Here is a 19,419-nt window from a genome sequence, read left to right on the forward strand (position 1 = left end):
ATAGCCGCAGGGACGGCGGATCACCACCGGTTCTCTCGGGTCAGCGGCGCGGTCCCACGTGGCTCGTGAGAGCGTGCTCCACCAGAGTGATCAGCGTGCTCTTCACCGACTCGCGCGACCTGGCGTCCAGGCGCACGAGCGGGATGTGCGGCGAGAGGGTCAGCGCCTCCCTGATCTCCTCCTCCGCGTGGAGGTACTGGCCGTCCCAGCCGTTGATCCCGACCACGAACGGCAGCTTCGCCTCCTCGAAGTAGTCGATGGCGGGGAAGCTGTCGGCCAGCCTGCGGGTGTCGACCAGCACGACGGCGCCGATCGCGCCGCGCACCAGGTCGTCCCACATGAACCAGAACCGGTGCTGACCGGGCGTGCCGAACAGATAGAGGATCAGGTCGCGGTCGAGCGAGACCCTGCCGAAGTCCATCGCCACCGTGGTGGTCGTCTTGTTCGGCGTGAGCGACACGTCGTCGATGTGCGCCGACGCGTCGGTCATGACCGCCTCGGTGGTGAGCGGCAGGATCTCCGACACCGCACCCACGAACGTCGTCTTGCCCACACCGAAGCCACCCGCGACGACGATCTTCGTCGAGGTGAGGCCGCCTTCAACAGGGAACGTGCTCATCGGTCCGCCAGGTGAGGTTCGAGCCGGCTGAGGCAGGCGATGGCGGTCAATGTCGCGCATTTCCCGTTGACACTAGAGCCTACGAAGTCCACTGAGCACCCTTTCGAGCAGGTTGAGATCCGGCTTACCCGCTTCCAGCTGCGGCTGGTGCACGCGGATCAGGCCCTCGGACGCCATGTCCGCGATCAGCACCCGGGTGATGCCGAGCGGAACTCGTAAAAGGGCGGAGACTTCCGCTACCGATCTGACCGATCGGCACAACTGGATGATCGCTTGGTACTCCGGACTGAGGAGAGAGAGGTCGCGATGTTCGGAGGTGGCCGAGGAGACCAGCGCCTCCATCGCGAACTTCACCCGCGGCGCCGTGCGCCCTCCGGTCACGGCATACGGCCTGACCAGAGAGCTCGACCCCTGCGGGCGCGGGGCAGGTTGTCGCCCCTGATTGTTATCACCAGCCCAACCCTGATCTGTCACAGCCTTCTCCTGTCCCCCATCTCACATCCGACTAGCGAGGGCGTGTCGCCTGCAGCTCGGCGCGTACGGCAGGCGTGAGCACCTGTCCCGCACGCTCCACGAGCAGCGTCATCTGGTAGGCCACCAGACCCATGTCGCAGTCGGCGGCGGCGAGGACCGCCAGGCACGAACCATCACTGATGGACATGATCATCAAAAGGCCGCGCTGCATCTCGATCACCGTCTGGGTGACCATGCCGCCCTCGAAGACTCTGGCCGCCCCCTGGGTCAGGCTGATCACACCCGAGGCCACCGCGGCGAGCTGGTCGGCCCTGTCCTTGGGGAAGCCCTCGGAGTAGGCCAGTGGCAGACCGTCGGACGACACCACCACGGTGTGGGCTACACCTGGCACGTTGTTCACGAAGTCGGTGATCAGCCAGTTGACGCCCCTGGCGCCCTGACTCAGCTCTCTCATTGCTCCTCCTTGTTCTCGCGGGTGAACTCGCGGCCCTGCCTGACTCCCTGCTGGAAGCTGGACAGACGGCTGCGCACCCGGTCGGGCGAGATCGGTGCCGCCGGTTCGGGCGCGACGCTCTCCGCCGCGCTCGCCGTACCGGGGACCAGGTTGGCCTTCGGAACCCTGCGCGGCAGACCGGAGGCCGTGGTGCCGCCCTGGGCGGGCTCCGCGGCGGCGCGGGCCGCCTGGAAGCCGCTGTCGGCAGGAGAGGACCACGAGGGCGGGGTCGCCGGCGCGCTCTGGCCGGGCCTGCGCTGCGGCAGTCCCTGCGGACGCGCCTCACGCATGCTCTGCGCCTGCTGCTGACCGCGCGGGGCCTGCTCGCCCTGCTCCTCGGCCTGCGGCTGACGACGGGCGGCCGGCTGGGCCGGCGCCTCGTCCTTGGCGGCCTTCAGTTCCTCGGGGTCGGGCCTGCGGAACCAGTCGGAACCGACGGAGGAGAAGATCGGCAGGAACTCCTCGCCGTCCTCGTCCATGGGCGAGGTGCGCACGACGGGAAGCGGGCCTGTCATGTCGGGCTCCGGCAGCCCCATGAAGCCGCCCTGCGGCTCCTGGCCGACCCTGCCGAACGTCGCCGTGGAGTCCTGCGCGTGGAAGTCGGAGGTGTCGGAGGGCTCCCTGCGAGGGAGGTCCTGACCCGGCGCCTGCCTGGTCTCGAACTCGGGCGGGCGGCCGAAGGCGTCCATCGGCCTGGGCTCGGGCTCGGGCAGGCTCCTGGCGAACGGGTCGAAGGTCGGCTCGGCCTGGCTCGGGGCGGCCGACGGCCACCCGCTGTCGGTGAAGCCGCTGTCGGAGAACCCGCTGTCGGAGTAACCACTGTCGGAGAACGCGCCCGCGGACGAGCCGCCCCTGTCGGTGGGGAACCCTGTGGACGAGCCACCCCTGTCCGTGGGGAACGCTCCGGTGGACGAGCCACCCCTGTCCGTGGGGAACGCTCCGGTGGAGGAGCCACCCCTGTCGGTGGGGAACCCGCCGTCGGAGAAACCGCTGTCGGAGAAGCCGGCGTCGGAGAACCTGTCGCCGAACCCGCTGTCAGGGGCGCCGGCGAACCCGTTCACGGACGGCACGCCGCCGGCGGCGGGGCCGCCGTTGCTGGACGGGTTGCCGCCCTGCGTGCCGAAGGAGCGCTCCTCGTCCAGCGGAGGCCAGGCGGACTCGCCCTCGGCGGGAGGCAACACCCCGGGCCACGGGGTGTGCATCGGCTCCTCGAAGGCCCGCACGTCCGGGGTGTCCATGCCGAACTGCGCCACGGGCGCCGCCAGCACGGGCGAGTCGAACGGGCTGTAGGAGCTCTGCGTCTGCTGGTAGGGGAAGCCGGTCTGCGCGGGGGCCGACGCGGACACCAGCAGGGTGTCGGGCAGCACCACCAGCGCGGTGACGCCACCGGTCGGCTGCGAGCGCAGCTGCACCTTGATGCCGTGGCGCAGGGCCAGGCGGCCGACCACGAACAGGCCCATGCGGCGCGAGACCGACACGTCCACGACCGGCGGGTTGGCCAGGCGCCAGTTGGCCTGCGCGACCTCGTCGGCGGTCATGCCGATGCCGAGGTCGACGACCGCGACCATGACGCCGCCCTCGGTGCGGTTGCTGGAGACGCTGACCTTGGTCTCGCGGGGCGAGAAGGAGATGGAGTTCTCGATCAGCTCGGCGAGCAGGTGGACGACGTCGGTGACGGCGGGGCCGGCCACCATGGTGCCGGTCGGCACCTGGATGTTGACCCGCTCGTACCCTTCGACCTCCGAGAGGGAGGCGCGGGCGATGTCGACCAGCTCGACCGGCTCGGTCCACTTGCGCGCGGCCTCCTGGCCGGCGAGGACCAGGAGGTTCTCGCTGTTGCGGCGCATGCGGGTGGCCAGGTGGTCGAGCTTGAAGAGGTTGGACAGACGCTGCTCGTCCTCTTCGCCGTTCTCCAGGCCCTCGATGAGCGACAGCTGCCGCTCGACGAGGGTCTGGCTGCGGCGCGAGAGGTTGACGAACATCGCGTTGACGTTGGCGCGCAGCTTGGCCTCGTCGCCCGCCAGCCGTACGGCCTCGCGGTGGACCTCGTCGAAGGCCCTGGCCACTTCCCCGATCTCGTCGCGGGTGAGCACGCCGATGGAGGGGACCTCGGGGATGACAGCGCCGTCGCCCGACTCGCGCAGCGCGCGGACCGTGTCGGGCAGGCGGCTGCCCGCCACCTCCAGGGCCTCGGCGCGCAGCCTGCGCAGCGGGCGGACCAGCGAGCCGGCCACACCGGTGGTGATCACCAGCACGAGCACCAGCAGGACGAGGATGACCGCGCCGGAGATGATGGCGTCGCGCTGCTCGGCGTCGCTCAGCACCCTGGTCTGGGCCACGATGGAGGCGGCCAGCTGGGTCTCCACCTTGCGCATGGCGTCGACGGTCTGCTCGGTGCTGTCGTACCAGAGCTGGAGGTCGCGGCGCGAGGTGATGTCGAGGTCGCGGATCTGCTTGTACTCGCGCATCTGGGCCAGCGCGCGCTGGCGCATCGCGTCGGCGCGGTCGATCTCCTGGCCCCTGACCGTCTTGCGGTAGAAGGCGAGGTCGTCGGCCGAGGCCTCGGTGTCGTAGATGGCGAGCTCGCCCTGCTGGGCGTTCCACGAGCCGAGGAAGTCCGACAGGTCGTCGTAGTCGAGGCTCCGCTCGATCTGCGCGACGAGCAGGATGACCTGCTGGCGGGAGACCTCCTCCTTGGCGCGCTCGATCGCGCCGAGCGCGGTGGCGTCGCCGAGCAGGCGGTCGTTGTTGCCCGAGGCGATCAGCTCGCTCTGCAGGCCCTCCATGACGTCGATCATCGAGGTGAACGTTTTGATCGCCGCTCGGGCGGGCACGCTGTCGCTGTCGCCGGCGATCGAGTCGCGCAGGCCGTCGAGGCCGTTCAGCCATCGGGTGGCGTCGTCGACCTCGTGGCGCACGCGGGCGGAGTGCGCGTCGTCGATGGCCGTGGTGCTGGCGAGCACCTTCTTCTTCTCGGCGTCGACCACGTCGCGCTGGTTGCGCAGCGCCGCCAGGCGCCGCACGCGCCGGTTGTCGGCGATGTACCAGGCGGTGAGCGCCCGCTCCTTGCCCAGCTCGTGGGAGAGCGCGCCGAGCCGCTGCACGAGCTCGGCCACCTGGGTCAGGCGGCGGTACTCGGCGGCGGTGCCGATGGAGTTGGCCAGCTGGATCCCGGCGAGGAGGACGCCCACGACCGTGGGGATCAGGATGAGCAGGATGAGGCGCGATCGCACCCGCCAGTTGCCCAGCTGGAAACGACTGCCCGACCTGGGCTTCTTTCCTGTGTCCTCCCCCGGGGCGGCGTGCCGGGGGTTATCCGTCCTCACAGAGTCTCGCAACCTCTCGCCATACGTGCTCGAAAATCTCTGACACGCATGTGGCGCATGGGATTCCAGGAGCGATCGTAATTGGAACACAACCTGACCAGATCAGCGAACGAGACATACTCCGCTAAACACCCACAAATCTGGCTTTTTTCACCCATAACGCCGCATGCTGTTTAGGCCGGCCGGAACGAGTCCCGCTCGGCTGGAGCCGCGTGCTTGATCATGAGGTGACGGGTCACGGAGTACTCCTGGACCGCCTCCTGGCTCATGTCCTTGCCGAAGCCGCTGCCCTTGACGCCGCCGTGCGGAGCCTCGCTGGCGATCGGCAGATGATCGTTCACCCACGTCACCCCGACGTCCAACCGGTGCGAGACGCGCATGGCCCTGGCCACGTCCCTCGACCAGACCGAGGAGGCCAGGCCGTAGCGGGTGTCGTTGGCCAGCCTGACTGCCTCGTCCTCGCCGTCGAAGGGCAGCACGACAAGGACAGGACCGAAAAGCTCGCCCTGGACGATCTCGCTGTCCTGCGCAGGACCCGCGATGAGGGTGGGCGGGTAGAAGAAGCCCGGCGCGTCGACGGGGGCGCCACCGAAGAGCACCTCCGCATCGGAACGGGACACGAAGCCGTGCACCCTGTCGCGGTGCGCGGCCGAGATCAGCGGCCCGATGTCCGTCGTGGGGTCCCACGGGTCGCCGATCGTGATCTCCGCCAGCGTAGCGCGGATCGCCTCCACGGCGTCCGCGTACACCTGCCTGGCGACGTAGACGCGGGTGGCCGCGGTGCAGTCCTGGCCGGTGTTGTAGGTCGCGCCCATGGCCACACCGCGCGCGGTCTCGGCCAGGTCGGCGTCCTCGAACACCAGCGCGGGGGCCTTGCCGCCGAGCTCCAGGTGCACGCGCTTGAGGGTGCGCGCGGCCCCGGTCATCACGGCCCGTCCGGTCTCCGTGGAGCCCGTCACGCTCACCATGTCCACGCCAGGGTCGGTGACCAGCGCCTCCCCCACCTGGGCGTCACCCGTCACGACCTGCACGAGCCCCTCGGGCGCGCCCGCCTTGGCGATCAGCTCGGCCAGGCGCATGGTGGTGCGAGGGGTCTGCGGGGCCGGCTTGATGACCACCGCGTTGCCCGCCGCCAGCGCGGGGCCGAGCTTCCACACCGCCATCACGAAGGGGAAGTTCCACGGCGCGATCGAACCCACGACCCCGACGGGACGGCGCAGCAGCACGGAGGTGTAGCCCGCGCTGAACACCCCTGCGCCGCTGCCGTCGAGCGAGCGGGCGGCCCCCGCGAAGAAGCGCAGGTTGTCGGCGGCGAAGGGCAGCTCACCGTCCCTGAAGACGGCGGCGGGCTTGCCCGTCTCCTCCACCTCGAGCCTGGTCAGCTCCTCGGCGTCGGCCTCCACCAGGTCCGCGAGGCGCAGCAGCACCCTGGCCCTGTCGGCCGGCGTGGTCTGCGACCACTCCTCGAAGGCCTGCCTGGCCCTGCGTACGGCGGCCGCCACCTCGGCGACGGGCGTGTCGGGCACCTCGGCGAACGGCTGGCCGGTGGCGGGGTTGATCAGTTGGCGCATGGTGTCTTTCCTCGGAAACGATCGGGTCGGTCGCCTGCCGTGACGGCGGCGACCAGGCCGTGGGGGAGCGTGTGCGGCGCTCCCCCCGGCTTCTACTGGCCGAGCTGCTCGATCAGGTCGGCGGCCTTGCGCAGGCCGTCGCGACGGCGGATCTCCCCGCCCGCCTCGGCCAGCTTCGCGCGCAGCGGCGCGTCACCCAGCAGCCTGTCGAGGGCGCCGGTGAGCTCCTCGTCGGTGAAGGTGTAGGTGGACAGGCGCACGCCGTACCCCAGCTCGGCCACGCGCTGGGCGTTGTCGTACTGGTCCCAGAACAGCGGCAGCAGGATCATCGGCTTGCCGAAGTGCATCGCCTCGGTGGTGGTGTTGTTGCCACCGTGCGTGATGACCAGGTCGACCTGAGGAATGATCTTAGTCTGCGGCAGGAACTCCGCGCCCCACATGTTGTCGGCGAGCTTGATCTCCTCGTGCAGCGGGCCCTTGGAGACGATGAAGCGGTGCGGGGTGGTGGCCAGCACGTCGATCACCCGCTGCATGAGCTCCACGTCCGCCGAGCCGAGCGAGCCGAGCGAGAAGTAGACCAGCGCGCCCTCGCCCTTGGCGAAGGGCAGCTCGAACTCCTCGTCGGTCTCGCGGACGGAGGAGTCGAGGCGGTGCCAGCTCGGGCCGAGCGGACGGGCGTCGGTGTAGTCGAGCAGCTCGGGGTAGACGTAGAGGTTGAGATCGCCCTCGTGGATGAAGTCGAGATCGGGCAGCGGCTCGGTGCCCTGCTCGACGCACCACTCGTTGAAGGCGGTCCAGATCTCGCGGTGGGTGCGGTCGTACTCGGCGCGGAAGGTGTCCCACTCGGAGGGGTCGTCGGCGGGCAGGCCAGAGAAGACCGGCGCCACCTGGGGGCCGCGCACCTCCAGCGGGTTGCAGGAGACGATCCTCACGAACTTCTTGCCCGCGGTCAGCAGCGCGGGGAAGGTGATCACGTTGTCCTCGACGATGATGTCGGGCCGCACCCTGTCGATGATCGCCTTGAGCTGCGGCTCGCAGTACTTCACGCCGTCGATGAGCGCGTCCCAGATCGGCTTGGTGACGGTCTCGAGCTGCTCCTGGGTGCTCTTGCGATACTCAGGGGCGGTGTCGCGGATGAAGTCCTTCCAGAACTGACCCGCGTCCTGCTCCTCCTCGGCCGGAGGGGCGAGGTCGACCAGGTCCTCCTCGAAGCCCAGCGCCTCGAGCTTGCCCTTCCACGACGCTTCAGCCGCGAAGACCACACGGTGTCCGCGACGGCGCAGGATGTCGCCGATGCCGATGCTGTTGTTCGTCGGGCCGTACGCGCTTTCAGGCATGAACAGGATGGTGAGAGACATCATCTACTCCGGGAGGAACGCTCAGTTGAATTGCGATTCAAATACTGATCTAGCGGGAGAGTCAACTTCAAGGCAGTATGTGCCCGGTTGACCTTAATGACACGATAGAAACGGGGAGCCTGGTGACCGCGCGCAAGAGCCGCTCGGACCGGCGCATCGACCTCATCGAGGCCGCGCGCAGGGCCATCGTCCGCCACGGCATCGACGGGGTGCACCTGGCCCACGTGGCGGAGGAGGCGGGGCTGACCTCCGGCGCGGTGCTCTACCACTACCCCGACCTCAGCGAGCTGCTGGTCGAGGCGCACCACGCCAGCGTGGAGCGCTTCTACGAGCACCGCATGCGCCAGATCTCGACGATCAGCGACCCCGCCCGCAAGCTGGTGACGACGATCCGCTCCGGGCTGCCCACCGGGCCGCTCGATCCCGACGTGCGCCTGCTCAACGAGCTGGGCGGGGCGGCGGGCCGCAACCGGATCTACGGCCTGCTGCTCACCACCCTCTTCGACCGCCAGGTGTCGATGTACCAGGCGATCCTGGACACGGGACAGGCGCTGGGCGTCTTCGACCTGACGGCCGAGTCCCTGACGATCTCGCGCAACCTGGTGGCGCTGGAGGACGCCTACGGCTACCGCATCACCGCCAGGCACCCGCTCATCGGCCCCGAGGAGGCCGCCGAGCTCATCCTCGACTACGCCCGCACGGCCACGGGCTGCGACCTGTTTCACTGAATCAGCACCGCGTCGGCGCTGTCCCAGCCGAGCCTGACCTGAGCGCCCGCCTCGACCTTCGCGGCGCCCTGCTGGGCGACCAGGACGGGCTTGTCCCTGCCCGGCACGGTGACCGCGATGTGCGAGATCCCGCCGTAGAAGCTGACGTCCAGCACGGTGCCGAGCAGGCCGCGATCGGTGAGCCTGACGTTCTCCGGCCTGACGGCCAGCAGCGCGTCGACCCCCGCAACCTCGGCGCCCTCACCCGGCAGCACGCCGAGCTCGGGGACGTCGAGGCCGCCCGGCACCACGGTGCCCTCGAAGAGGTTGTTGGCGCCGACGAAGTCGGCCACGAACGGCGTGCGGGGCCGCTCGTACAGGGTGACGGGCTCGTCCACCTGCCGCACCTGCCCCTTTTCGAAGACGGCGATGCGGTCGGCCAGCGACATGGCCTCCTCCTGGTCGTGGGTGACCACGACGAAGGTGATGCCGACCTCGTGCTGCAGCCGCTTGAGCTCCAGCTGCATGCCCGCCCGCACCTTCTTGTCCAGCGCCGACAGCGGCTCGTCGAGCAGCAGCAGGCGCGGGCGCTTGACGATCGCGCGGGCCAGGGCGACGCGCTGGCGCTGGCCGCCCGACAGCTGGGACGGCTTGCGCCCGGCCATCTCGGCCAGGCCGACGGTCTCGAGCACCTCCTCGACCCGCTGCTTGACCTCGGCCCTGCCGAGCTTCTCCTGCTGCAGGCCGTAGGCGATGTTCTTGGCCACGCTCATGTGCGGGAACAGCGCGTACGACTGGAACATCAGGTTGATCGGCCGCCTGTTCGGCTGCATCGACAGCAGGTCGTCGCCGTCGAGCGTGACGGTGCCCGCGTCGGGCGTCTCGAACCCGGCCAGAATCCGCAGCAGCGTGGTCTTCCCGCAGCCCGAGGGGCCGAGCAGGGCGAAGAACTCGCCCTGCCCGATCTCCAGCGAGACGTTGTCGAGCGCGGTGACGTCACCGAACCTGCGGGTGACGCCGTCAATCTTGAGCACGAAACTCCCCGATCTTCGTCATGCGCTGGGCGACGATCACCACGGTGAAGCTCACCAGCAGCAGGATCGACGCGAGCGCGTTGATCTCCGGGGTCACCCCGAACCTGATCATTGAGTAGATGACGATGGGCAGCGTCGGCTCGGTCGGCGCCGCCGTGAAGAACGCGATGACGAACTCGTCGATCGACAGGGTGAAGGCCAGCAGCGCGCCTGCCACGATGCCGGGCGCGAGCTGCGGCAGCGTCACCCTGACGAAGGTGGTGACGGGTCCCGCTCCGAGGTCGCGTGAGGCCTCCTCCAGCGAGGAGTCGGCGTGGGCCAGCCTGGTGCGCACGACCGCCGCCACGAAGGCCATGCCGAACAGCGCGTGCGACAGGATCACCGAGTGCAGGCCGAGGCTGAACTGCACCACGTCGTAGAAGACCAGCAGCCCGATCGCCAGCACGAGGTCGGGCAGGATCGCCGGCATCAGCCCGAGCGCGTCGAGCAGCTTGGAGCGGGTGTGCCTGGCCAGGCCCACGGCGAGCAGAGTGCCGAGGACCGTGGCGAGCACGGTCGAGCCCCCCGCCACGATGAGGGTGTTGACCAGGCCCTCCATGACCTTGTCGTCCTCGGCGAGCACGCCGTACCACTTGAGGCTGAAGCCCTCGTGGAGGTAGGGCGACTTGCCCTCGTTGAAGGACATCACGACGAGGACGGCGATCGGCGCGTAGAGGAAGACGTAGGTCAGCCAGAACGGCACGTAGAGGAAGCGCGGCCTACCCACGGCGGCTCACCCACGACTGGATCACCAGGAGCACGATCAGGACCAGGATGACGGCCAGCGCCAGCGTCGAGCCGAAGGGCCAGTCACGCGATTTGAGGAACTCGGCGCGGATCAGGGTGCCGACCGTGGCCGTGCGTCCTCCTCCGAGGATCTCGGGGATGACGAAGTTGCCGAAGCTGGGCACGAAGACGAACAGGCAGCCGGTGGCCACGCCGGGCAGCGTCAGCGGCAGCGTGACCCTGCGAAAGGTCGTGAAGGCCGAGGCGCCCAGATTGGCCGAGGCCTCCCGCAGCTGCGGGTCGAGCTTCTCGATCGCCGCGTACAGCGGCAGGACCATCAGCGGCAGGTAGGAGTAGAGCAGCCCCGTGACGATCGCCCCATGGTTGTACAGGAGCTCCATCTGCGTGCCCAGAGCCGAGTTGATGAGGCCGGGCCCGCTCAGCAGGATCGTCCACGCGTAGACCCTGATGATGAAGTTGGTCCAGAACGGCAGCACGATCGCGACCAGCGCGACGGTCTTCCACGTACGCGGCAGCCTGGCGATCAGGTACGCCGTGGGGTAGCCGAGCAGGAGCGCGAACACCGTGGTCAGCGTGGCCAGCTTGATCGACGTCAGGACGACGTCGAGGTAGAGCGGGTCGAACAGACGGCTGAAGTTCTCCGTCGTGAACTCGTAGACGATGCCGCCGAAGCGGCCGCGTCTGAAGACGGTGTAGCTGAGGATCAGCGCGAGGGGCACCAGCAGGAGCACCGCCAGATAGGCGACGCCCGGGCCCAGGAACACGAACGCGCCCAGCCGGCGCCCCCATCGAGGGGACACCGGCCGGGGCTTGCCGACGACTTTCACGGCTACTTGGCCGCGACCTCGGTCGAGAGGCGGGTGTACTTGACCGACGCCTCGCCCAGGTCGATGGCCGCCTCACCGTTCAACAGCTCGGCGGGGGAGATGCCGAGGAGCGAGCCCTCGGGCACCTCGACCTTGTCCATGGCCGCCTTGTTGGGCACCTTGTAGTTGATGTTGGCGGCCGCCCAGCTGTGGATCTCCGGGTTCAGGATGTAGTTGATCAGAGCGTGCGCGGCCTCCTTGTTCTTGGAGGACTTCATGATCACCATGGTGTCCACCCAGAGGTCGCTGCCCTCGCTCGGCACGACGAACTTGATGTTCTTCTTCGCGTCGGTGGTCGGGCACCAGCCGTCCCATGCCTCGGACATCACGGCCTCGCCCGACTGCAGCTTCTGGCCGAAGGTGACGTCGTCGTAGATCACGTGCGGCTTGGCCGCGAGCAGCAGCTCCTTGGCCTTGGCGATCTCCTCGTCCTTGGTGGTGTTGACCGAGAACTTGAGGACCTTGAGCGCGGGCAGGGCCAGCCAGCGCTCGGTGGCCAGCATCGTGACCTTCTTGTCCGCCCATGCCGGCGGCTTCAGGATGTCGTTCCAGCTCTTCGGCTCGGCCTTGACCAGGTCGCTGCGGTAGCAGATGCCGGTGGTGCCCCAGGTGTAGGGGACCGAGAACTTGTTGCCCTTGTCGTAGGAGAGCTGCGTGGCCTCGGGGTAGAGGTTGCTGAGGTTGGGGATCAGCTCGGGGTGGATCGGCTCCAGCAGGCCCTGCTCGTTGAGCGCCTGGGCGTACTGCCCTGAGACGAACGCCACGTCGATGCTCTCGCCGGCCTGCGTGGTCAGCTTGGCCATCGCGGTCTCGTTGGTGTCGTGCTCGACGATGTCGACCTTGCTGACCTTGAGCTCGGCCTTCGCCTTCTCGGCCAGCTCCTTGGGCGTGTAGCCCGGCCAGACGGTCACCGTGAGACTCTGCTTGGACAGGTCGGCCTTGGCGTCCAGCTGCGCCGCAGCGCTCGGAGCTGGTTTCGCGCTGTCGGTCGACGACTCGCCGCCGCACGCCGCGACGGCGAGCGCGAGTCCGGTCGCCACCACGACGACCGGAAGACGACGGGTGTACCGGATACGGGACACGGCCGCTACTCCTTCTAGATTCAGATGTACGAGGGGTCTCGCGACCAACCGGGCACTGCAGACCAAAGCAGGAGTGTTGCAGCCAACATCAACATGAGCAAGACTTTTCCGGACATTGTCACCAGGAAGTTTGATCCCGTTGTTGAATCGCGATTCAATTTGGGAGCGATTGCTCTCACTGGGTGAGAATCCCGTCACCGATCGGGAGGACACCGCCGTTCCCCGCGCGGGGGACGGCGTCACCTCGGCGCTCCTCGCGGCGCTGCGCTCCGACCCGCCACCGCCATTCTCCCTGTACCGCTACCTTCCCCTGCCCGACGGTCCAGGACCGGGGGAACCAGCGTGGGAGGAGCGCGGCATCGACGTCGACCAGACCAACCACTCGGTGGTCGTGGGCGAGCGGATCGTGGTGAAGTGGATGGCCGTTCCCGCGCCGCTCCCCCACCCGACGCTCGTCGCCTTCGCGCACCTCACCGAGGCCGGCTTCGAGCACACGGCGCCGCCGTACGCGGCGCTCACCGTGGTCGGCTCCTCGGGTGCCGAGCGGCTGCTCGCCCTGGTCACCGGGTACCTGCCCGAGGCGCGCGACGGGTGGGAGTGGTGCGTGGACGAGGCGGAGGCGGGCCGTACCGCCTTCGCATCCACACTCGGCCGCCTGGCCGCCGACCTCCACCTGGCCCTCGCCACCTTCCCTCCGGCGGGTGCGCAGGCCCCGCCCGCCTCGCCGGCCGTCTCCCCGGCCGCCACCTCGCCCGCCTCCGCGCCCGCCTCCGTGCTCGCCGACAGGGCCGAGCGGGCGCTGGAAGAGGCGCTCGAGCTCACCGACGGGGAGGACGGCACGTGGCTGCGCGAGCACGCCGACGCGCTCCGCGCCCGGCTCGAACCCCTGGCGGACGCCGTCGGCGGCGCCACGATCCGCATCCACGGCGACCTCCACGTGGGCCAGATCCTCCAGTGGCGCGACGGCTACGCCGTGATCGACTTCGACGGCAATCCCACGGTCGCGCAGGCCGAGCCGTACCAGCCTGCCGCCCGCGACGTCGCCCAGCTCACCACCAGTCTCGAGCACGTCGCCCAGGTCGCGATCAGGCGCAGGGGCACCGCCCCCTCCGCCGCCGCCACGTGGGCCGCGACCGCCCGCGAGGGGCTGCTGTCGGCCTACAGGGAGAGGCTGCGCGCCGAGGGCAGGCCCGAACTGCTGGACGAGCGGCTGATCGGCCCGTTCGAGATCGAGCAGGAGTGCCGCGAGCTCATCTACTCCGCCCGTCACCTGCCCCGCTGGCGCTACGCCCCGATGGGCGTGCTGCGCACCCGCTTCACCGAGGAGACCCCGTGAACCCCGAACTCTTCCAGGCCGACCTGGAGGCCAAGCCCGCCGCCCTCACCGACCTGGCCGCCTGGCTGGACAAGGAGCGGCCGCCGCTGCCCGAGAGGGTCAGGCGGGTGGTCTTCCTCGGCATGGGCAGCTCCCGCTACGCCGCGGGCGTGGCCGCCCTGCGCCTGCGGGCCAGGGGCTTCGACGCCTACGCCGAGTACGGCTCGGCCGCCGCCACCTTCCCCGCGGGTCCCGAGACGCTCGTCGTGCCGATCTCGGCGACGGGAGGGAGCAGGGAGACGCTCGACGCCCTCGCCCGCTACGTGGGCGGCCCCTCCCCCGTCGTCGCCCTCACCAACGTGCCTGACTCGGCGATCACCGAGGGGGCCGACGCGGTCATCCCGATGCTGGCGGGCGAGGAGCGCGGCGGCGTGGCCTGCCGTACCTTCCAGCACACGCTGATCCACCTGCTGGCGATGGAGTCCGAGCTCACGGGGGCCGGGCGCGACCTCCCCTCGCTGGTACGGCTGGCCGCCGAGGCCACCTCGGACCTGCTGGAGCGGCGGGAGCAGTGGCTGCCGCTCGCCCTCGACCTGCTCGACGGGCCGAACGGCGTCTACGCCATCGCCCCCGCCGAGCGGATGTCGTCGGCCGAGCAGTCGGCGCTGATGGTCCGCGAAGGGCCGCGCCGCCCCGCCGACGCGTGCGAGAGCGGCGACTGGTCGCACGTGGACGTCTACCTCACCAAGACGCTCTCCTACCGGGCGCTGCTGTTCCCGGGCTCCGCCTACGACGCCCAGGCCATGGACTGGGTACGGCAGCGCGGCTCGACCGTCCTCACGGTCGGCGGCCACGTGGAGGGAGAGCGGGGCTCGATCCGCTACGCGCACGACGAGGACCCCGACGTCGCCCTGCTGACCGAGACCCTCGTCGCCGAACTGGTCGCAGCCCACTGGTGGCGCGGCGCCTGATCTCCTGGCTCAGTACCGGGGGCCGTAGGCGGAGCGGACGGTCAGGGCGTGCTCGACCAAGGTGATGAGCGTGCTCTTGACCGCCTCGCGGGAGCGGGCGTCGGTGCGCACGATCGGCACGGGCGAGGGCAGCGTGAGCGCGTCGCGCACCTGGCTCTCGACGTGGGGGAAGCTTCCGTTCCACCCGTTGAGCCCGATCACGAACGGCAGCTTGGCCTCTTCGAAGTAGTCGATGGCGGGGAAGCTGTCGGCCAGCCTGCGCGTGTCGACCAGGACGATCGCGCCGATCGCGCCGCGCACCAGGTCATCCCACATGAACCAGAACCGGTGCTGGCCTGGCGTGCCGAACAGGTAGAGGATCAGGTCGCGGTCGAGCGAGACCCTGCCGAAGTCCATGGCCACCGTGGTGGTCGTCTTGTCGGGGGTGAGGCTGAGGTCGTCCACTCCGGCCGAGGCGTTCGTCATGACCGCCTCGGTGGTGAGCGGGAGGATCTCCGACACCGCGCCCACGAACGTCGTCTTGCCGACGCCGAACCCGCCCGCCACGACGATCTTCGTCGAGGTGAGCCCGCCTTCCGTAGGAAACATGCTCATCAGCCCGCCATGTGAGGGTCGTGACCGATGAGGCATGCGATGGCGGCCGGTTGCGCATGTTTCCTGTGGCTAGAGCCTGCGAAGTCCACTGAGCACCCTTTCCAGCAGGTTCCTGTTCGGCATGCCGGCGTCCAGCTGCGGCTGGTAGATCCGGACGAGCCCTTCCGCCTCCATGTCCGCGATCAGCACGCGGGCCACCCCGAGCGGCATGGCGAGCAGGGCCGACACCTCGGCGACGGACCTGATCTGGCGGCACAGCTCGCTGATCGCCCGGTACTCACGGGTGTGGTTCATGCCGAGCTGGGCCGAGGTGGCCGAGGAGACCAGCGCCTCCATGGCCAGGTCCGTGCGCGGCGCGGTACGCCCGCCCGTGAGGGAGTACATCCGCACCAGGGAGCTGCGCTCCTCCTGCGGGGGCTCCCCGTAGTTCGGGGAGTGCGGCGCCCCGGACCCGTAAGGGGGGCCGTCATTCCACGTGGCCACGTTGCTCTCCCATCACCAGGGGCGCGCTGAGGACAGTTCCGCCCGTACGGCGGGCGTGAGCACCTGCCCCGCCCGCTCGACGAGGACGGTCATCTGATAGGCCACCAGGCCCAGGTCACAGTCGGGCGCGGCCAGCACGGCCAGGCACGACCCGTCGCTGATGTTCATGACCAGCATCAGCCCTCGCTGCATCTCCACGACCGTCTGGGTGACCCCACCCGCCTCGAAGACCCTGGCCGCGCCCTGGACCAGGCTGACCAGTCCCGCGGCCACGGCCGCCAGCTGGTCGGCCCTGTCCTGCGGAAAGCCTCTCGAGAAGGCCATCGGCAGGCCGTCGGCCGAGACCACCACGGCGTGCGCGACGCCCGGCACCTCCTCGACGAAGCCGCTCACCAGCCAGCTGACGTCTCTGGCGGCCTGGCTCAACTCCATCACCGCTGCTCCTCCCCCTCGTGCGCCTGCTCGATCTCGGCGCGGCCCTTGCGCACGCCCTGCTGGTAGCTGGCCAGCCTGCTGCGGATCCTGTCGGGAGAAGGCGGTGGCAGAGCAGGCGGGGCGCTCTGCGTCTGCGGGAGGGCCGAGCCCGGCACGAGGTTCGCCCGCGGTTGGCGCTTGGGCAGGCCCGAAGTGGTGAGACCGCCGCTGTTCGGCTCGCTGACCGACCGGGCGGCCTGCCACCCCGCGTCGGCGGGCGAGGACCACACGTCTGCCGCCTGCTGCTGCGGCGCGAGAGCAGCGGCCGCGTCGGGCGCTCCGGCCTGCGCGTGCCGTCCCTCGTGGGCCTTGGGGCGTTCGAGCGTGGCGTCGGGGCGCTTGAACCAGTTGGACTCCACCGCGGCGAAGATCGGCAGGAACTCCTCTTCGCCCTTCTCCAGCGAGGAGCTCTCCACCCGCGGCAGCGGTCTGGTGGCGTCGGGCTGTCCCGCGTAGGGATTCGGTGAGCCGCCCAGCCCCGGCATCCGCCTGAAGCCCAGCCCCTCGCCCTGACCTCCGCGCCTGGGCAGCCCGTTCGCGGTGTGGTCGGAAGGGGCGGCGTGGTCGAGATCGGTGGACGGCGCGTCGTTGGTGGCGAACCAGTCACCGGACGGGCTGTCGAACGTCCCGGGCCCGTCGAAGGGTGAGGTGCTGTCGAAGACGGGCGGGCCGTCGAGGACCGGCGCGGCCATGGGCGCGGGTCGCAGGTCCTCCAGCGACGGGTGGTCGTAGGCGGTGGGCCCCGCCTGCGCGGGCACCACCGGGCTGCCCTGCGGCTGTCCCGGCGGGAAGGGCCGCCCCGGCGCGGACTGCTGGCCGTGGCCGGGGAGCGGGCCGTGCCCTGGCTGGCCGTGATCGCCATGGAGGCGTTGGGGGCCCTGCGGGCCGGGGCCGTGAGAGGCAGGACCGTGAGAGCCAGGACCGTGGGAGCCGTGCCCGAGCTGCGCGTGAGGAGCGTGCGCGGGCTGGCCGTGCGGGCCGTGGGCGGGCTGGCCGGCGACCGGCGGCTGGCCGGGGATCGCGGTGAGCAGCGCCTCGGGGATCAGCACCATCGCGGTGAGCCCGCCGACGTCCTGCCTGCGCAGCTGGACGCGGATGTCGTGCCTGAGCGCCAGCCTGCCGACCACGAACAGGCCCATGCGCCGCGAGACCGACACGTCGACGACCGGCGGGTTGGCCAGGCGCCAGTTCGCCTGGCTGATCTCCTCCTGGCTCATCCCGATGCCGTGGTCGGTCACCGCGATCATGACCCCGCCACCGTCGATGCGGTTGCTGGAGATGGTCACCTTGGTGTCGCCCGCGGAGAACGACACGGCGTTCTCCACCAGCTCGGCCAGCAGGTGGACGGTGTCGCTGACCGCCTGCCCCGCGACCGCGACCTCCGACTGCACCTGGTTCACGACACGGTCGTAGCTCTCGACCTCGCCCAGCGCCGCCCGCACGATGTCCATGAGCTCGACCGGCTGAGTCCACTTGCGGGCGGCCTCCTGGCCGGCGAGGACCAGGAGGTTCTCGCTGTTGCGGCGCATGCGGGTCGCCAGATGGTCGAGCCTGAACAGGTCGCCGAGGCGGTTGTCGTCGCGTTCGCCGCGCTCGAGGCGCTCGATGAGCGACAGCTGCCGCTCGACGAGGGTCTGGCTGCGGCGCGAGAGGTTGACGAACATCGCGTTGACGTTGGCGCGCAGCTTGGCCTCGTCGCCCGCCAGCCGTACGGCCTCGCGGTGGACCTCGTCGAAGGCCCTGGCAACCTCGCCGACCTCGTCCTTGGAGAAGACGCCGATGGGCGCGACCTCGGCGGGCGGGCCGCCGTCGCGCGCCTCGCGCAGCCGCTGGACGAAGCCGGGAAGACGCTGTCCAGCGATGTCGAGCGCCTCGCTGCGCAGCCGCCGCAGCGGCCGCACCAGTGAGCGGGCCACCCCCGTGGTGATCAGCAGAACGGCGAGCAGCAGCGCGGCCACGGCTCCCGCGACGAGATAGGCGCGCTGCTGCTCGGCGGAGGCCAGCAGACCGGTGCGGGCGACGATCGCCGAGGCGTGCCGTTCCTCGACCGTGCGGAGGGAGTCGACGACGATCGTGGCCGCCTCGAACCATTCGCGCGCGTCGTCGCGCTTGCTCAGGTCGAGGCCCCTCAGCGGGGCTCCCGCGTTGGCCCTGTCGAGGACCAGCTCGCGCAGGAAGCGGGCCCTGTCGGCGCGACGGCCGTTGACGGTCTCGTCGAACAGGCGGCGCTCGTCGGAGGTGGCCTCCTCCGCGAAGGCCTTGCGCTCGTTGGTCTCGCGCGCCAGCTCGCCGAGGAAGGCCTTGAGCTGCTCCTGCTCGAACCTGCCCGCCACCAGCACGGTGGTGAGCAGGGCCTGCTGCAGCGAGGCGCTCTCCTTGGCGCGGGCCAGCGCGTCGAGCGTGGTCGACTGGCGGGCCAGCTCCTCGTCGTCGGCGCCCTTGCCGAGCTGGTCGTTGAGCGCGAGCAGGTCGGAGATGACGGCGGTGTAGGAGCCGAGGGCCGCGCCGGGGAGCAGGTCCGACTCGAGCGCCTGGTCGCGCAGCGCGGTGAGGTCCTCGAGGCGGGCCAGCACGGCGTCGACCTCGTCGCCTGTGCGGCCTGTGAGGTCGGGGCCGAGGATCGTGGCGCTCTGCCGTACCTTGTCGACCTCGGTGTCGGCCCTGCTCATCTGCTGGCGCACGTCGGCCAGACCGCGCTCGGGCCTGCCGAGCGCGATGTACCAGGCGGTGCGGGCGCGTTCGGCGCCCAGCTCGTGGGTGAGCGCGCCGACCCGCTCGGCGAGCTTGGCCAGCTGGTTGGCGCGGTCGTAGTCCGTGGCCGCGCTCGTGGAGGCGACGACCTGCAGGCCGCCCAGCAGGACGGCGGCGGCGGTGGGCACGAGGATCAGCGCGACCAGCCGCGCACGCACGCGCCAGTTGCGTAAGCGCCACCCGCCGTCGTCGGCCTTGGTTCTTCTGCTCACCGAACGCAACCTCAGTAGGGAAAGGGCCTCCTCGTGAGGCTCCTGGGAGAATCCAGCAACTGCGGGTTATTCGAGCACATCACTATAAGGAACGGCTAGCCGAACATAACGCGACAAAACCAATCTTGTGTGACACAAGCGAAGAGAAGCTGGAGCCCCCATTTTCGGGCGATCCACAAAAGATCACGCCGCCAGAAATATAGGCATATAACTGATCGTGTCCGTTAATGGGGGTTTGGTGCGTTCCACTCCCGGACTACTCCAGTAACACCCCCGTCTCTGGATGATCACGACGTTGTGATT

At 69.9% G+C, this 19,419-nt stretch carries 17 protein-coding genes; 3 read left to right on the forward strand and 14 right to left on the reverse strand.

Going from position 1 to position 19,419, the window contains the following annotated elements; genetic code table 11:
* Positions 1 to 40: 40 nt before the first annotated feature.
* The 6 genes from FHR33_RS17660 to FHR33_RS17685 all read right to left on the reverse strand — a co-directional run bounded on the left by FHR33_RS17660 (position 41) and on the right by FHR33_RS17685 (position 7,820).
* Entirely contained in the window at positions 41 to 619 is a 579-nt protein-coding gene (locus tag FHR33_RS17660) for a GTP-binding protein (protein ID WP_183648757.1), read from the reverse strand.
* A gap of 72 nt (positions 620 to 691) precedes the next feature.
* Entirely contained in the window at positions 692 to 1,018 is a 327-nt protein-coding gene (locus FHR33_RS17665) for a DUF742 domain-containing protein (protein ID WP_221241885.1), read from the reverse strand.
* Between the two features lie 106 nt (positions 1,019 to 1,124).
* Positions 1,125 to 1,547, reverse strand: a complete 423-nt coding sequence (locus tag FHR33_RS17670; protein ID WP_183648763.1) for a roadblock/LC7 domain-containing protein — start codon at positions 1,545 to 1,547, stop codon at positions 1,125 to 1,127.
* Complete coding sequence (locus FHR33_RS17675) at positions 1,544 to 4,912, reverse strand: sensor histidine kinase (protein ID WP_183648766.1); 3,369 nt, start codon at positions 4,910 to 4,912, stop codon at positions 1,544 to 1,546. Before FHR33_RS17675 ends, FHR33_RS17670 begins: the two co-directional genes overlap by 4 nt.
* 173 nt (positions 4,913 to 5,085) lie before the next feature.
* The gene (locus tag FHR33_RS17680) at positions 5,086 to 6,483 is read right to left on the reverse strand and encodes an aminobutyraldehyde dehydrogenase (RefSeq protein ID WP_183648769.1); all 1,398 of its coding nucleotides are present in this window, start codon (positions 6,481 to 6,483) and stop codon (positions 5,086 to 5,088) included.
* A 92-nt stretch (positions 6,484 to 6,575) separates the two neighbouring features.
* Positions 6,576 to 7,820 (reverse strand): glycosyltransferase, encoded by a 1,245-nt coding sequence (locus tag FHR33_RS17685; protein WP_246451993.1) that lies wholly within the window; start codon positions 7,818 to 7,820, stop codon positions 6,576 to 6,578.
* A gap of 143 nt (positions 7,821 to 7,963) precedes the next feature.
* On the opposite strand from FHR33_RS17685, the gene FHR33_RS17690 reads away from it, so the two are divergent.
* The gene (locus tag FHR33_RS17690; RefSeq protein WP_312895588.1) at positions 7,964 to 8,569 is read left to right on the forward strand and encodes a TetR/AcrR family transcriptional regulator; all 606 of its coding nucleotides are present in this window, start codon (positions 7,964 to 7,966) and stop codon (positions 8,567 to 8,569) included.
* Here FHR33_RS17690 and FHR33_RS17695 read toward each other — a convergent pair.
* Genes FHR33_RS17695 through FHR33_RS17710 form a run of 4 tightly spaced genes read right to left on the reverse strand, consistent with a single transcriptional unit; the run spans position 8,563 to position 12,316 of the window.
* The gene (locus FHR33_RS17695) at positions 8,563 to 9,582 is read right to left on the reverse strand and encodes an ABC transporter ATP-binding protein (RefSeq protein ID WP_183648778.1); all 1,020 of its coding nucleotides are present in this window, start codon (positions 9,580 to 9,582) and stop codon (positions 8,563 to 8,565) included. The two genes, FHR33_RS17690 and FHR33_RS17695, sit on opposite strands and share 7 nt — an antisense overlap.
* Entirely contained in the window at positions 9,569 to 10,348 is a 780-nt protein-coding gene (locus tag FHR33_RS17700; RefSeq protein ID WP_312895589.1) for an ABC transporter permease, read from the reverse strand. Before FHR33_RS17700 ends, FHR33_RS17695 begins: the two co-directional genes overlap by 14 nt.
* Positions 10,341 to 11,168, reverse strand: a complete 828-nt coding sequence (locus FHR33_RS17705) for an ABC transporter permease (protein ID WP_312895590.1) — start codon at positions 11,166 to 11,168, stop codon at positions 10,341 to 10,343. The genes FHR33_RS17700 and FHR33_RS17705 overlap by 8 nt, the downstream gene beginning before the upstream one ends.
* Positions 11,169 to 11,197: 29 nt before the next feature.
* Entirely contained in the window at positions 11,198 to 12,316 is a 1,119-nt protein-coding gene (locus FHR33_RS17710; RefSeq protein ID WP_183648781.1) for a polyamine ABC transporter substrate-binding protein, read from the reverse strand.
* A gap of 169 nt (positions 12,317 to 12,485) precedes the next feature.
* Here FHR33_RS17710 and FHR33_RS17715 point away from each other — a divergent pair, with 169 nt between their 5' ends.
* Together FHR33_RS17715 and FHR33_RS17720 are read left to right on the forward strand one after the other, a co-directional pair.
* Entirely contained in the window at positions 12,486 to 13,652 is a 1,167-nt protein-coding gene (locus tag FHR33_RS17715) for an aminoglycoside phosphotransferase (RefSeq protein ID WP_183648784.1), read from the forward strand.
* On the forward strand, positions 13,649 to 14,602 hold the full coding sequence (locus FHR33_RS17720; protein WP_183648787.1) for an SIS domain-containing protein: 954 nt from the start codon (positions 13,649 to 13,651) through the stop codon (positions 14,600 to 14,602). Before FHR33_RS17715 ends, FHR33_RS17720 begins: the two co-directional genes overlap by 4 nt.
* A gap of 9 nt (positions 14,603 to 14,611) precedes the next feature.
* Here FHR33_RS17720 and FHR33_RS17725 read toward each other — a convergent pair whose 3' ends face one another.
* From FHR33_RS17725 to FHR33_RS17740, 4 genes are all read right to left on the reverse strand, one after another.
* A complete protein-coding gene (locus FHR33_RS17725) occupies positions 14,612 to 15,196 on the reverse strand; it encodes a GTP-binding protein (RefSeq protein ID WP_246451998.1) in 585 nt (194 codons plus the stop codon).
* Between the two features lie 69 nt (positions 15,197 to 15,265).
* Positions 15,266 to 15,679 (reverse strand): DUF742 domain-containing protein, encoded by a 414-nt coding sequence (locus tag FHR33_RS17730; protein WP_376773167.1) that lies wholly within the window; start codon positions 15,677 to 15,679, stop codon positions 15,266 to 15,268.
* Between the two features lie 12 nt (positions 15,680 to 15,691).
* Positions 15,692 to 16,111 carry a roadblock/LC7 domain-containing protein gene (locus FHR33_RS17735; RefSeq protein ID WP_221241890.1) on the reverse strand — a complete coding sequence of 140 codons (420 nt, stop codon included), beginning with the start codon at positions 16,109 to 16,111 and terminating at the stop codon, positions 15,692 to 15,694.
* Positions 16,111 to 19,116, reverse strand: a complete 3,006-nt coding sequence (locus FHR33_RS17740; protein WP_312895592.1) for a sensor histidine kinase — start codon at positions 19,114 to 19,116, stop codon at positions 16,111 to 16,113. Before FHR33_RS17740 ends, FHR33_RS17735 begins: the two co-directional genes overlap by 1 nt.
* Positions 19,117 to 19,419: the final 303 nt, after the last annotated feature.

Origin of the sequence: Nonomuraea dietziae (assembly GCF_014195505.1) — a bacterium.
Lineage (GTDB): Bacteria > Actinomycetota > Actinomycetes > Streptosporangiales > Streptosporangiaceae > Nonomuraea > Nonomuraea roseola.

Bases quoted from the DNA above. Each gene is read 5' to 3' on its own strand.
- FHR33_RS17725 (WP_246451998.1), bottom strand. From the start codon at position 15,196: ATGAGCATGTTTCCTACGGAAGGCGGGCTCACCTCGACGAAGATCGTC.
- FHR33_RS17685 (WP_246451993.1), bottom strand. From the start codon at position 7,820: ATGCCTGAAAGCGCGTACGGCCCGACGAACAACAGCATCGGCATCGGC.
- FHR33_RS17660 (WP_183648757.1), bottom strand. From the start codon at position 619: ATGAGCACGTTCCCTGTTGAAGGCGGCCTCACCTCGACGAAGATCGTC.
- FHR33_RS17680 (WP_183648769.1), bottom strand. From the start codon at position 6,483: ATGCGCCAACTGATCAACCCCGCCACCGGCCAGCCGTTCGCCGAGGTG.
- FHR33_RS17670 (WP_183648763.1), bottom strand. From the start codon at position 1,547: ATGAGAGAGCTGAGTCAGGGCGCCAGGGGCGTCAACTGGCTGATCACC.
- FHR33_RS17735 (WP_221241890.1), bottom strand. From the start codon at position 16,111: ATGGAGTTGAGCCAGGCCGCCAGAGACGTCAGCTGGCTGGTGAGCGGC.